11 protein-coding genes and 1 tRNA gene are annotated in these 12,979 nt (G+C 44.5%); 7 read left to right on the plus strand and 5 right to left on the minus strand.

The window, feature by feature from the left end; genetic code table 11:
- Positions 1–29 precede the first annotated feature (29 nt).
- On the minus strand, positions 30–1,277 hold the full coding sequence (locus tag ACWYU8_RS02160) for an Hpt domain-containing protein (RefSeq protein WP_457516744.1): 1,248 nt from the start codon (positions 1,275–1,277) through the stop codon (positions 30–32).
- A gap of 128 nt (positions 1,278–1,405) precedes the next feature.
- Entirely contained in the window at positions 1,406–2,404 is a 999-nt protein-coding gene (yejK, locus tag ACWYU8_RS02165) for a nucleoid-associated protein YejK (RefSeq protein ID WP_457516746.1), read from the minus strand.
- Between the two features lie 85 nt (positions 2,405–2,489).
- On the opposite strand from yejK, the gene ACWYU8_RS02170 reads away from it, so the two are divergent.
- The 3 genes from ACWYU8_RS02170 to ACWYU8_RS02180 all read left to right on the plus strand — a co-directional run bounded on the left by ACWYU8_RS02170 (position 2,490) and on the right by ACWYU8_RS02180 (position 4,794).
- Positions 2,490–2,717, plus strand: coding sequence for a YejL family protein (locus ACWYU8_RS02170; protein WP_457516748.1), 228 nt, complete (start codon positions 2,490–2,492; stop codon positions 2,715–2,717).
- 22 nt (positions 2,718–2,739) lie between these two features.
- Positions 2,740–4,548, plus strand: a complete 1,809-nt coding sequence (locus tag ACWYU8_RS02175; RefSeq protein ID WP_457516750.1) for a DUF3413 domain-containing protein — start codon at positions 2,740–2,742, stop codon at positions 4,546–4,548.
- Positions 4,549–4,703: 155 nt separating this feature from the next.
- Positions 4,704–4,794: transfer RNA gene (locus ACWYU8_RS02180), tRNA-Ser, on the plus strand.
- A 109-nt stretch (positions 4,795–4,903) separates the two neighbouring features.
- Here ACWYU8_RS02180 and ACWYU8_RS02185 read toward each other — a convergent pair.
- Both ACWYU8_RS02185 and ACWYU8_RS02190 read right to left on the minus strand, forming a co-directional pair.
- Positions 4,904–5,788 (minus strand): Fe(3+) dicitrate ABC transporter substrate-binding protein, encoded by an 885-nt coding sequence (locus ACWYU8_RS02185; protein WP_457516752.1) that lies wholly within the window; start codon positions 5,786–5,788, stop codon positions 4,904–4,906.
- Positions 5,788–7,914, minus strand: coding sequence for a TonB-dependent siderophore receptor (locus ACWYU8_RS02190; protein ID WP_457516754.1), 2,127 nt, complete (start codon positions 7,912–7,914; stop codon positions 5,788–5,790). Before ACWYU8_RS02190 ends, ACWYU8_RS02185 begins: the two co-directional genes overlap by 1 nt.
- A 324-nt stretch (positions 7,915–8,238) precedes the next feature.
- Between ACWYU8_RS02190 and ACWYU8_RS02195 the strand changes: the two genes are divergently transcribed.
- From ACWYU8_RS02195 to fecE, 3 genes are read left to right on the plus strand one after another with little or no spacing between them, the layout of a single operon-like run.
- Complete coding sequence (locus ACWYU8_RS02195) at positions 8,239–9,240, plus strand: FecCD family ABC transporter permease (RefSeq protein WP_457516756.1); 1,002 nt, start codon at positions 8,239–8,241, stop codon at positions 9,238–9,240.
- Positions 9,234–10,205 carry a FecCD family ABC transporter permease gene (locus ACWYU8_RS02200; protein WP_457517319.1) on the plus strand — a complete coding sequence of 324 codons (972 nt, stop codon included), beginning with the start codon at positions 9,234–9,236 and terminating at the stop codon, positions 10,203–10,205. The genes ACWYU8_RS02195 and ACWYU8_RS02200 overlap by 7 nt, the downstream gene beginning before the upstream one ends.
- A complete protein-coding gene (gene fecE, locus ACWYU8_RS02205; RefSeq protein WP_457516758.1) occupies positions 10,205–10,969 on the plus strand; it encodes a Fe(3+) dicitrate ABC transporter ATP-binding protein FecE in 765 nt (254 codons plus the stop codon). Before ACWYU8_RS02200 ends, fecE begins: the two co-directional genes overlap by 1 nt.
- A gap of 62 nt (positions 10,970–11,031) precedes the next feature.
- Here the strand turns inward: fecE and ACWYU8_RS02210 are convergent, their stop codons facing one another.
- Positions 11,032–11,505, minus strand: a complete 474-nt coding sequence (locus ACWYU8_RS02210) for an Lrp/AsnC family transcriptional regulator (protein ID WP_457516760.1) — start codon at positions 11,503–11,505, stop codon at positions 11,032–11,034.
- Positions 11,506–11,695: 190 nt separating this feature from the next.
- On the opposite strand from ACWYU8_RS02210, the gene ACWYU8_RS02215 reads away from it, so the two are divergent.
- Positions 11,696–12,928: a trans-sulfuration enzyme family protein gene (locus ACWYU8_RS02215; RefSeq protein ID WP_457516762.1), complete on the plus strand. Its 1,233-nt coding sequence runs from the start codon at positions 11,696–11,698 to the stop codon at positions 12,926–12,928.
- Positions 12,929–12,979 lie beyond the last annotated feature (51 nt).

Below are 12,979 nucleotides of genomic sequence, written 5' to 3' on the forward strand. Positions count from 1 at the left end.
TCAGAGCGATATCAATATGTTAGCGTTTCTCAGATCTTTTCACTTTTGAGAACGCTATCTGCAAAAAGTGTCGTTTGATCTAGAACATGATGTAATTGAGCAAGCTTACTCTCTGATATTTTTCGTTTCTCTTTAATCAATAGCTCAATATCACTCGATATGTAATGCAATGGCATCGCGCCTAGACTCCCAGATACCCCTTTCAGACTGTGTACGATAAGCTGAGCACGCTGGTGATCTTCGTTCAACATTTGACGTAGCTTGATACCATCGTCCGAATGATCTTGGATAAACACTTCTAAAAGCATACGAACTGCGTCTTCATCACCAGATAAGTAATCGAGCATTTTAGGGAGATCGATATAAGGCTCATCCAACGCAACAGGAACGCTTCGTGGCAGTGACTCAGTCGCGGGTTCTCGAGCTTCATTCTTTGGATGAGATGCGTTGGTAGAAATGGGCTCCAATTGGGTTTCATACATGGTTGGATCGACTGGCTTTTTAGTGGCACTTTTCTTGTGTGCCGTCCACGTTGTCACCGCCAGAAACAATCCACTGACTACTCCCAGCAAGGCTAAAAGCTTTATCAGTTGTTTATCCAAATGGATATTGATCGTCGCGAGCTGATTGGCTAAATCCGGCTTGAGTAATTGTGCCGCAAGATATCTACCTTGCGCATTTGCAGCTAGCACGCTTGAGGTTTGAGCAAGTCCACGCTGGAAAGTCGCTCGCTCAGCCACGTCCAGTGAATCCGATTCAATAAAGAGGGAATCAAGTTCGCGGTAAGTATCGGCATTAGTAGCAGAATCGCTGAAAATAGATTCCAATACCAAGGCTCCCAAGCGATAGTACATGTCGTCAACCTGCTCTGAGTTATTTTCCAAAGTGCGACTTCTTCGTAGTTGCTCTGCTAACAAGTTCAGTTCACTGTCACTGGCAATAAACGCGTATGCATTTTCTAAAAATCGGTCAGTTGAATAGAGAAGTTGTGTTAAATCCGTTGATATCATCCCCTCAGAGGACTCAAACTCCAGTTGTGTACGAACAGCGTGAACTAGCTGTAATTTGAGAGAGACTTGGTCGACATGTTGTACACGGTATGGCAGTTCGAAATTAAAGAAATTACGAACCTCTTCAACTTTGCTTCCCAACTCATTGACGGTTGAGATCGTTTGAATGGTTTGCTTGGACAGCTGCCAAATACCTAGCGCAAATGCGCACCACAAAGCGAATAGGAACCAAACATATCGCCTAATCCCCGCTTTCAATTGTTGCACCTCTCACCCCTCTTATATTTCTAATAATAACAAGGATATACCATAATTAGGGCATTAGCTGTAACTCTTAAATACAAAAAGAGAGCCATTGGCTCTCTTCAGGTCACTTTGAACAAGTTAACTTTAGGTTAGTTACGACTTAGCTGATCTTTCAAGTTAGGTGGCGTGCCTTTAATCGTTAACGTATCGGTCTCTGGATCGTAAAAAATACGCTCACCCAACAGCAGGCTGTCAAAGCTGATGTTTAAACCGCCGCCCGCACCGACATACTTCGTCAGTTTACGAACGGTCGCACGATCACCCGGAAAAGACTCTTCAAGCTCATAGCCTTGCTCTTTGGTGAAGTCCATAAAGCTTGTGCCATCTTGGCTTGATGGCAGTTCTCCAGATAGTTCCGAGATCTGCACTTCTTCACCTGATTTGATCTGCTCGTTACAGTAGTCGTAAACTTGCTTTTTGTACTCGTTAACTTCTTGCTTTTCTAATTTAGAATCTGCGCAGAAATCATCGACTGCCTGCATCAAAACCAGATTCTGCTGTTTCGTGTCTAACCCAATATCAGCCTGAAGGAAATCAAGGAAAAAGTCTGCCACTTTGCGCCCTACCCGCCCTTTGATGTATGACAGATAGCGATTGGACTCCTTGTCTGTTTCATAGCTCGACAAATCAATACGTGCCGCGATATCCATTTTGGAAATATCTAAATAGTCAGTAGCGCTGATATCTAGCCCTTCGGTAACTTTCAAACTTTGATTCATTGGCAAAATACCAATAAATAAGTAGTTGGTCGCCAGACTTTGGTATTCCGCAAAGACTAAAATCCCTTCATCCGCAAATGGATACTTAATCAACTCTTCTTTCAGTCGATTTGCACTAATTTGTGAGAAATCATAAAAATCGCGCTCACCTTTTCGCATTTCTTGCAGCCAAAATTGAAATTCGCTGTCTGACTGGAAAGAACCAAAACCTTTACCAGCTTTAGAATGAAAGACTCGGTGAAGCTCGGAGACGAGATTTTCAGTAGATGCATCGTTTTCTAGTGATGCCGGACGAAGTTTAACAATCAGCTCGTCCTGATCATTTTTGCATAGTTGATGCAAAATTACGTTTGAAAGATGAAGGCTCATAGTGATTTTATCTTGCTACAAGGTTTTAGTTGATGGGCATTGTAGGTTATCATAAGCCGCTTTTACTATCATTATTAGAGTCTTTATGCCGATTACATCTAAATATACTGACGAACAAGTAGAGAAAATTCTTGCAGAGGTCGCTTTAGTGCTTGAAAAACATGCAGCTTCTCCTGAATTAACGCTAATGATTGCCGGAAATATCGCAACCAATGTCTTAAATCAACGAGTTGCCGCTTCACAACGCAAAGTGATTGCTGAAAAATTTGCTCAGGCACTGATGTCTTCATTAGATACACCAAAAACACATTAATAACGGATAATTAGACACATACATGGTAGACAGCGGAAACTCATACGGCGAACGTGTATCTCGACTGGTAGGTTGGGGGCATTGGTTTGCATTCTTCAACATCGTTGCTTCGATGTTGATAGGCACACGCTACATTGTTCAATCGCCTTGGCCTGAAACATTGCTAGGCCAGTTCTATCTGGCGATATCTTGGGTTGGCCACTTTGGCTTTCTTGTTTTTGCTCTCTACCTTTTAGTGCTATTCCCGTTGACCTTTGTCCTGCCATCGCGGAAATTATTCCGTCTGGTGGCAGTGATTTTCGCTACGGTCGGTCAAACAGTATTATTGGTTGATACTCAGGCATATCAGTCAATTAACTTGCACCTGAACCCCGTGGTTTGGGAACTTTTATTCAGCGAGGATAAAAGTGCTCTGAGTGCGGATCTGCAACATCTGTTTGTTGTGATGCCATTCATTTTCTTAGTCCAGCTCGCCCTGTCAGAATGGGTATGGCGAAAACAGCGTAAACTGTCTCATAAACACGTTGGCCGCCCGCTGGCTATTCTGTTCTTCCTGAGTTTTATGACCAGCCATTTGGTTTACATTTGGGCAGATGCTTATTTCTATAATCCGATCACCAGCCAACGTGCTAACTTCCCATTGTCATATCCGATGACAGCGAAAAGCTTTATGGAAAAACACGGTTTACTGGACCGTGAAGAGTACCTCAAGCGTCTTGCTGAAAACCAAGGCAACGCAGAACTTGTCAATTACCCGTTGGAACAGCTTGAATTCAACCGCCGCGTCAACAAACTCAATGTATTGATGATAAGCGTGAACAATTTACGTGCTGATGCGTTAAATCAAGAAGAGATGCCAAATCTCTATGAATTTGCGCAAAGTAACCAAAATTTCCGCAACCATTACAGTTCAAGCAATGACACCTATGGTGCTTTTGGTTTGTTCTATGGATTACCTAGCAGCTACGCTTCTAGTATACAGGCTCAAGGCGCTGCACCCGTATTGCTTGATGTCCTGAAAGGCCAGGGCTATAGCTTCGGTTTATTCAGTGGCAATGGTTTTGAAGATGATCTGTATTCAGAAATCATTTTCAGGGGCCTTAATCTGGCAAATGATCTTGACGGCACACAAGCTCACTCGGACAAACAGTCAATTTCAGACTGGAATACCTGGTTATTGAAAAACGCAAAACAGCCATGGTTCAGTTATATCGAAGTGACCGCCGTCGATAACTTTGAGTCCATCCCTTCTAATACCGATGAAGAGATGCCAGCAAGTGAGCGATTCAAAAAAGCGTACGAGTTTGCGGTTAAATCCGCCGATAACACCGTCGCCGGCATAATTAATGAGTTAAAAGAAACGCACTTGCTGACGAATACTATCGTTATCATCACATCAAACCACGGAAGTGAGTTTAATGAAACGAACACGAACAGCTGGGGGGCGAACAGCAATTACAGCCGTTATCAATTGCAAGTACCTATGGTAATTCATTGGCCAGGAAGACTCGCCGGCGACTTTAGCCATAGTACAAGCCACTTAGACCTTTCGGTTACGCTACTACAAGACATGCTAGGTGTGTCATCTAATCCTTACGATTACAGTAGCGGACGTAACTTATTCGATGAAAGCCGTAGACGTTGGATTCTCGCAGGCGACACTCGCGAATTAGCGCTAATCACTGACGCGCAAACGACAGTAATAGACAAATTTGGCAACTATAAGCTCTACAACAAAGACTATAAGCGCCTTCGCGATGAAGCGCCGAAAATGCCAGTACTGATGCAGGGATTAACTGAACTACAGCGTTTTTATTCCAAAAGTAATTAATAATATTTTTACGTGCTCCACTGCAAAAGCTCTCCAAAAGAGAGCTTTTTGTATACTAAAGCAACAAAAAACACAAAATTGAACAGTAAACACCCGAACGAATAGATTTAGGGTTTACAAGGTTTTCAAAGCCTTATATTATGCGTCCCAACAACGGAGAGATGGCTGAGTGGTTGAAAGCACCGGTCTTGAAAACCGGCGTACGTTAATAGCGTACCTAGGGTTCAAATCCCTATCTCTCCGCCATATTTAGTAAAAAGGCCGCTAAGAAATTAGCGGCCTTTTTCGTTTCTATAGTTTTAAAGGGATTTGTACTAAATCCCTAGTTTAACGCAACCCCAGCACGCTCTCCCTGCTAGCTCGAAACCTTTTCCAGTATCACATCAAGTTCCTTTGCAATCGATTCTGAAGCAAGGATGCCTCTGTTAAGAGACCAAAGCTCTGGAGCCACTTGTACCGCTTGTCCGGTTTTGTTGAATTTTAACAATTTAAAAAGAGGACTGTTCTGCCAGTGATCTAACACCGTGTCACCAGGCTGTTTACTGTAAAAAAGCCAATCTGGATTCACTTTCAGTAAAACCTCCAAATTCGCTTCCATCAGATGACTTTGCTTAAGATCTGGCAACGCAGGCTGGAGGCCGAGATAGCTTAGTAAACTGCCCGTGTAAGAGAAAGGCCCGTGCATCCACATACCTCTCTCATTGAAATTAGCAAACTGAACCGTGCCACTGGTTTTAAACTTACCTTTGTAGGATTCCATCAGCTCGCGATGCTGAGCTAAACGTGCTTTCATCTCCTGCTCTTTACCAACTGCTTTGCCAATGGCTAACGCAGACTTTAAGCCTTCTTGATACGTTTCTCCCCGACTCTTAAGTAAAATCGTTGGCGCGATTTGAGACAAATCATGCAGACTAATTTTATGACGATAGCGGTCAGCAATAATTAAATCAGGCTTAAGCTGGGCGATAACTTCTAAATTTGGCTGAGATCGCATGCCGACAGAAGTCCAAGGTTTGATGAGTTCTCTCACCTGTGGAATGATTCTGTTCGGATCTTTATCGTCCGCCACACCGACAGGTGAAATACCAATCACAGCAAGAGCATCGACAAAAGAGTACTCCAGTACGACGATTCTTTTAGGTGCAGAATCTGTTGGTGCAGTATCTTTTGGCGTAGAAGCGGCTTGCACCGTGCAAGCGCACAGTACAAGCAAGCTACTTAATATTCGTATGAGTGCCATCAGAACTTACCTGAGACGCTCAAGGTAACATTGCGAGGATCGCCCAAGTACAATCTATGGCTGTCCGTTCCGCCGACGTAATACTCTTCATCAAGTAGGTTAGCCACGTTCAGAGATAGACGGTAATTTTTAATTTCGTAGTGAACACCGACATCAACCGTCACGTAAGCCGGAAGTTCTACGCGATCAGATGGGTCTTCACTGGTGTAACGCGAACCTTCGTAGTTGGCACCAAGGGTTGTACCCACTACGCCGCCCGCCACTTGATACGGGAAGTTATATTTCGTCCAAAAGTAGGCATCATGGTAAGCAGTCATTGGTGTACGGCTTCCCTGAATACTCGCGTCTGGATTCTCTGAGATTTCAGAATCAACATAAGCGTACCCTAACTTCACCTGCCAGTTTTCTAGCGGCTTCATAAGTAGCTCTGTTTCTACGCCCGTACTACGTACTTCACCAAGCAACTCGTAATCACCGTTGCTGTTTTTGTCTACAACATTGGATTTTTTGATATCGAAATAGGCAATGGTTAAGTTACTGTTGCTGCTTAACAGATCGGTTTTTACGCCAACTTCATATTGACGACCTTCCTCTGGGTCAAAAGCATCATCGTTAACGTCTTTCTTTTCGACGCTATTTGGATTAAAGCTTTCACCGTAACTGGTGTACAACGATGTTCCATCAACGACTTTATAAACGATACCAGCCTGAGAAACGAATGCATCGGTAGACTGAGTGTCATCCGTCGACTTGCTTACATAATCAAAATCGACATCTTGGCGCATGTAACGTACCCCACCCATTACAGTCCATTTATCTGTCAGGTACACGGTATCTTGCATGTATAAACCGTAGTTTGTGTAATCAGTGACGCGGTGATCCACTTTATAGGCACTTTGATCTCTTACCGTTACATCTTGCGGATTAGTAAACTCGACTGTCGTCGTTGCGTAGGTCTCACGCAGAAAATCTCTTTTCTCTAAGCCAACATTACCGCCCAAAAGAATCTGATGCTCAACATCACCAGTCCAAAGGCTACCTGTGGTACGAACATCCACAAAGTGATATTCACGCTTATTAACCTGATCGCGATCCCGTACTTTAACCAAGCTGGTTGAATCAACCACATCACTTGTTTCATGAAGGTCACGAGAGTCCTCATGCCATACACTACGCCAATCGACAGTCAGGTCGAAACCGTTGTTAATAAGAGTGTTATAACTGGCAAAAGCCACTAACCCTTCATCTTCATCGGTATCATCAGACGACTGGTAGTGCGTATCGATCGATGCCACCTGGTCGATATCGTTGTTCAGCGCCACCAGACCGTCGTCCGCAACACGGTGTTCTGACTGAAGTTCCAGGCCAAAGGTAAGTTCGGTTATTTCCGATGGGCTATAAGTCAGCGTCGGGAATAAATAGTAATTCTGTTGATCAACATCATCACGGTATGAATCGGCGTTTTCTCCACTGATAATCAGTCGATACATCCAGGTTTTGCTCGCATTAAGAGGCCCTGTCGCATCAATTGTTCCAGTAAATCCGTTATCTTCACCAAACTCACTCACGCCTGTCGCATATGATGTCGCGGAAATATCGTAAACAAACGAAGCCGTGTCCTGAGGTTTCTTAGTGATGATATTTACCATACCACCCGGCTGGATTTGTCCGTACATGATAGACGCAGGACCTTTTAGCACCTCTACTCTCTCAACGTTTGCTGTCGTCGGCGACCCAAAACGAGAAGCAAGGCCAGGTAATCCATTCACTTGAATCGTATTAAGATCCGCTGGCATACCACGCAAGGTAAAGCCGTCTGCATCGACACCAGAACGCGTCAAGCCAGTGGTGTAACCATAGGCATCGTCTAACGTGGTAGCTCGGATATCCTGCAAGAACTGCTGGTTGATGATATTGACAGTTTGTGGCGTGTCTAAAGGGTCAATGTCCGTTTTTGTCGCGGTAGTTACTCGCGGGTTCAAATAGGAATTTTGTTGCCCAACGACTACGATTGTCTCGTCTACCGATTCTCCATCAGTAGTCATGTCTTCCCCGGCGAATGCATGGGAACTCAGCCCCATTACGATAACTAAACTTCTGATGATGGTGTTTGCTGCGAATCTCATAAAACGGCTCAATTTGATCAATTTCATATAAATTATTATTTTGTTTCTTTTACTCACATTTAGATACAAATGTGAGGTTGGACATAATAATTATTATCATTATCAACACAAGTTAAAATTCACTGGTCGGGGCGATTTTCTTTAAAAAACCGTTAATTGAGTCTTCACACTATTACGCACGTGAAAACGAGTAACCTTAACCGCAAGGAAAACTCGCGCAATAGTGCAATTGATTGTGATTATCATAATGGTTACACTGGCACAACTTTTCTTCCCCTAAGGCCCCAAATAGCATTTTGGCCTGAGAGTTATACGTAGTAGTCCATGCGAACTTTTCCCTCCCCTCTTTATCTCTGGATGCCTTTGATTTTGTTATCACTTGCGGGATCCTGTTACTCTCTTACTGCCTGGTCTAGTTTCCCAATTAATACCACCCATATTTACCAGTACCTATTTGACTTTGACCCAATGAGCATAGAGCAACAAATTATTGCATCGATTCGAATGCCAAGAGCATTAACGGGTCTGGTGATTGGCGCGAACCTCGCCGTTGCAGGGCTGATGATGCAAGGGCTGACCAGAAACCCGCTCGCTTCTCCTTCCATTTTGGGAATCAATGCTGGTGCCGCCTGCTTAATGGCGCTGGCAAGTATCGGCTTCCCCTTTTTAGAGAATATGCCGAGTGTATTAATAGCCTCAATTGGTGGGGTTCTCAGTGGTGCAGTCGTATTAACACTGGGCGGTTTCTTTTCAGCAAGACCTCACCCTCTCAAGCTCGTTCTAGCAGGGATTGCCATCAATGCACTGCTTGTCGGTGCCACCAGAGCCGCTGTTATATTGGCCGATGACAAAGCCTATTCCATCATTAGCTGGTTAGCCGGTTCCCTCTCTTCAGTCGAATGGCAACAATGGAACACATTATGGCCACCGAGTATATTGGGGTTAGTGATTTCATTATTTGTAGCGAGACAGCTCAACCTGCTTGCGCTGGGATCGGACGTTGCGACCAGTCTGGGAATCAATATTAGGCTCACCAGGACACTGACGTATATCGCCGTCATTTTACTCACCGCCTCCAGCGTTGCCGTCGCGGGACCAATCGGCTTCGTTGGCATGCTCGTTCCTCATATCGCTAAAAGACTCGTTGGCAATAACTTTATTACACTCATTCCAGCGAGTGCATTACTTGGTGCAGCACTGATTGTTTGGGCAGATGCTTTTTCGCGCGCGATTGCTTTTCCGGCCGAGACTCCGGTCGGCGTAATTACTGCACTGATCGGAACGCCTTGCTTTGTGTTTTTAGCCATGCGGAGTCAATCATCATGAACAATGTAAAGCTCACTCTGCTCTCTTCCTCACTCTTGTTGGTATCAATTCTCAGCTTGATTGTTGGTGCATCAGATATATCGATAAAGCAGGTCTCCTATACCCTACTCAACGGTGGTGAATTCGAATTCATCATCAATCAATACCGTTTACCGCGCATCTTTCTCGCTATCGGCGTTGGTGCAGGCCTCGGGCTATCAGGCATGTTAGTTCAAGGTGTGATCCGCAACCCGCTTGCATCACCCGATTTGATGGGAATAAGCGCAGGCGCAGGGTTAGCGGCAACCACCTTATTAGTGATGTTTCCACAAGCACCGACACATTATTTACCGCTGGCTGCACTTGTGGGTGGCTTTGCTGCTGCCGGTACAATTCTGCTCGTTGGTTACAAAGTACAGCCAACAGCGGCGAGACTTGCGTTAATCGGTATCGCTATCAGTGCGTTTCTTTCCAGCTTTATTGATTTTTTGATGGTGGTTCACCCGATAGAAATCAACACGGCCATGGTTTGGTTGACGGGCAGCCTATGGGGGAGAAATTGGGAGCAAGTCCCTTTTATATGGATAACCCTCGCTATTATGATTCCTTTTGCCTGCTGGTTAGCCTGGCGTCTGGATGTCATGGGTCTCGGAGAAGATAGCACGACCTCACTTGGCATTAAACCGAGACGCATCAAGTTACTCTCACTGATCAGTGCCGTTATTCTTGCCAGCGTCAGTGTGTCTGTGTGCGGCACGATCAGCTTTGTCGGATTATTAGCTCCGCACTTAGCAAGAATGCTGTTTGGTCACAATCACAAATTACTTGTTCCCGGGGCTGCCTTACTTGGTGCATTCATGGTGTTGGTATCAGACACGCTAGCGAGGGGAATACACCCTCCTTTGGAGCTTCCGGCTGGTGTATTAACTTCTTTGATTGGCGCACCTTACTTCATTTTTTTATTGCAACGTTACAAGGGTTGGTGATGATAGCTGCCAATAATTTAAAAGTTTCTTATGGTGACAAGGTCATCATTGAAGAATTAAATCTCACGCTACCAAAAGGCAAAATTACTGCTCTTATCGGCCCAAATGGATGTGGTAAGTCAACGTTATTGAAAACGTTAGCCCGGATTAATATGCCCACTAGCGGTGAGGTTCTGCTTAATGAAAAAGCATTGAAATCATACCGAGACAAACACCTGGCCCAAGAAATGTCTTTATTGCCTCAAGTATTAGAGACGCCAGAGGGAATAACGGTAAAACGCTTGGTTGAGTACGGTCGTTCACCATACCTTTCACACTGGGGTAAGTTGGCAGAACATGACAAGAAAATGGTCGCCAGCGCAATGCGAGAAACCGGAGTTGAAGAATTGGCAGAACAAACGGTTGAATCCTTATCCGGAGGACAAAGACAAAGAGCCTGGATTGCGATGATTCTGGCGCAAGACACCAATATTGTTATGCTGGATGAGCCCACGACCTATCTGGATCTCTCTCATCAGATTGAGCTGATGAAAATCATGCGCGAGATGAACAACAAAGGAAAAACGGTGATCGTGGTACTACACGACTTAAATCAGGCATGCCGCTACTGTGATCATTTAGTCGTTCTCAAAAAAGGTCAGCTTATCGCTCAGGGGACTCCGCAGGAAGTTTTTACGGAATCGCTGCTTAAGGATGTATTTTCACTCGATGCACGAGTCATTCAAGACCCTGTCGCAAATACCCCCATGTGCATTGCCCACTAAGTAGTAAAACCCTGATAGAAGACATCTCTCAGGGTTTTATGGCTGCCGCTCTACAGGTAGGGCTATTCAAGAGGCAGATAAAGGCTTTGTTTTGGCGTGTCTAATACTACGTTGGTCATCACGCGGCGAATCTGGGGGAACTGAGCCATCATCTGTTCAATAAATCCGTCGTAGCTTTTTGCACTCTCCGCAGTAATCACAACCATCAAATCGACATTACCTGTGACATAAAACACTTGCTGTATGGAAGGCTGAGAATCTGCCCAGCGTTTGAATTTATTAAGTACAGTGTAGTTATCTCTGTCGATTTCAATGCCGGCAATAAACGTCATTGGGTGGGTAGAAAGTTCGGATTTGATCACCGCTATCTCGGCTTGAATTACGCCCTCTTCCCTTAATCGCTTTAATCTTCTCTGTACTGCTGAAGCAGACAGCCCGACTTGCTCGGCAATAACCTCACTTGCCAAACGACAGTTGCTTTGCATTAGTTGCAGAATCTTTTTATCGAAACTATCCAGAGTGGTTACGTCACCCATGGTTTTCCTCTTGCTGTTACTCCGCATTATTGTGTTTTAAATGCAGTATTTCTTCCATGTCGAGCCAAGAATAGCGGATTTTACTCACCAATTGGAATCCACAATTAATTCATCCGTTCGGATTAGAACTAAAAAAGGATTTCAGCCAAAACTTGTTGATGGCTAATGACAACCACTGGATTAAACAATAATGCTTAACGATGATTTCAAATTTGGACTGTCTCCAGAAACCTTGGCCCCTGAAACATTAGCCGTTCATGCCGCTATTCGACCTGACCCACAAACAAACGCCATCGCACCGAATATCGTGATGTCGGTAAATCACAGCTTTCTGCCCAATGAAGGTGCTTTTTCCGCACAAGGTATGGGAGACCTCGCCGACTCACCATTTCTGTACGCAGGTTGGACAAACCCAACGGTTCGTTTACTCGAAGAACGTTTAGCCATTTTAGAACAGGCAGAAGATGGACTCGCAACAGCAAGCGGCATGGCTGCTATTACCGCAGTGTTTATGTCCTTGCTGAAATCTGGGGATCATCTTGTTATCAGTGATGTTTGCTACGCCGCCGTTTACGAGTTCGCCACTCAAATTTTGCCCCAATATGGAATTGAGGTTTCAACGGTTGACACCTCTTGCATTAAAAGCGTGCAAAATGCCTTGCGGCAAAACACCAAATTGGTGCACATAGAGACACCATGCAACCCTCTTCTACGACTCTCTAATATTAAAGAGCTGTCTTCATTGCTGAAGAGCAGAGGAATTTTACTCAGTGCAGATTCAACGTTTTCAACACCGGTTATTACCCGACCAATTGATCTTGGTGCAGATTTGGTTGTTCACTCTTTAACCAAATTTATTAACGGTCATGGAGACGTTCTCGGCGGATGCGTTCTGGGCTCCAAAGCCTTAATTAGCAAGCTTAGAAGCGTTGCTGGCGTCTATTTTGGTGCCTGTTTAAGCCCACAAAGCGCATGGTTAATTATGCGTGGAATGGAGACTATTTATCCACGCATGAAGACACTGTGTGAATCGGCTCATGCCATTGCCAATTGGTTGGAAAGCAACCCAAGAGTGCAAAGAGTTTTATATCCCGGTCTTGAGTCACACCAACAATTTTCGCTGGCTAAACAACAAATGGCATTTTTTGGCGGCATTATTGCATTCCAAGTAGAGGACATCGAACTGATTGAGCAACGATTTGCGCATGAGTCGAAGATGTTTTATTACGCCTATTCGATTGGACATCAACGTAGTTTAGCGGTGGTGTTAAAAACTGATGATTTGGACAAGTCTACTTACCGATTTAACCCAGAACAAAAAGCGAACTTTTGTCGCGATGCAGGCAAAGGAGTCGTGCGGCTTTCAATCGGCCTTGAGTCTCCGGTCGATTTAATTCGGGACCTAAGTCACCTTCTTAGGTGAAAGTTGAACTTGTATAGCAGTTTGTTGGTTTTTCATCCGGAAGGTTGTTGA

It is taken from the genome of Vibrio limimangrovi, from assembly GCF_054064025.1.

Coding starts and splice junctions, on each gene's coding strand:
- yejK (WP_457516746.1), bottom strand. CDS start 2,404: ATGAGCCTTCATCTTTCAAACGTAATTTTGCATCAACTATGCAAAAAT.
- ACWYU8_RS02170 (WP_457516748.1), top strand. CDS start 2,490: ATGCCGATTACATCTAAATATACTGACGAACAAGTAGAGAAAATTCTT.
- ACWYU8_RS02175 (WP_457516750.1), top strand. CDS start 2,740: ATGGTAGACAGCGGAAACTCATACGGCGAACGTGTATCTCGACTGGTA.
- ACWYU8_RS02185 (WP_457516752.1), bottom strand. CDS start 5,788: ATGGCACTCATACGAATATTAAGTAGCTTGCTTGTACTGTGCGCTTGC.
- ACWYU8_RS02190 (WP_457516754.1), bottom strand. CDS start 7,914: ATGAGATTCGCAGCAAACACCATCATCAGAAGTTTAGTTATCGTAATG.
- ACWYU8_RS02195 (WP_457516756.1), top strand. CDS start 8,239: ATGCGAACTTTTCCCTCCCCTCTTTATCTCTGGATGCCTTTGATTTTG.
- fecE (WP_457516758.1), top strand. CDS start 10,205: ATGATAGCTGCCAATAATTTAAAAGTTTCTTATGGTGACAAGGTCATC.
- ACWYU8_RS02210 (WP_457516760.1), bottom strand. CDS start 11,505: ATGGGTGACGTAACCACTCTGGATAGTTTCGATAAAAAGATTCTGCAA.
- ACWYU8_RS02215 (WP_457516762.1), top strand. CDS start 11,696: ATGCTTAACGATGATTTCAAATTTGGACTGTCTCCAGAAACCTTGGCC.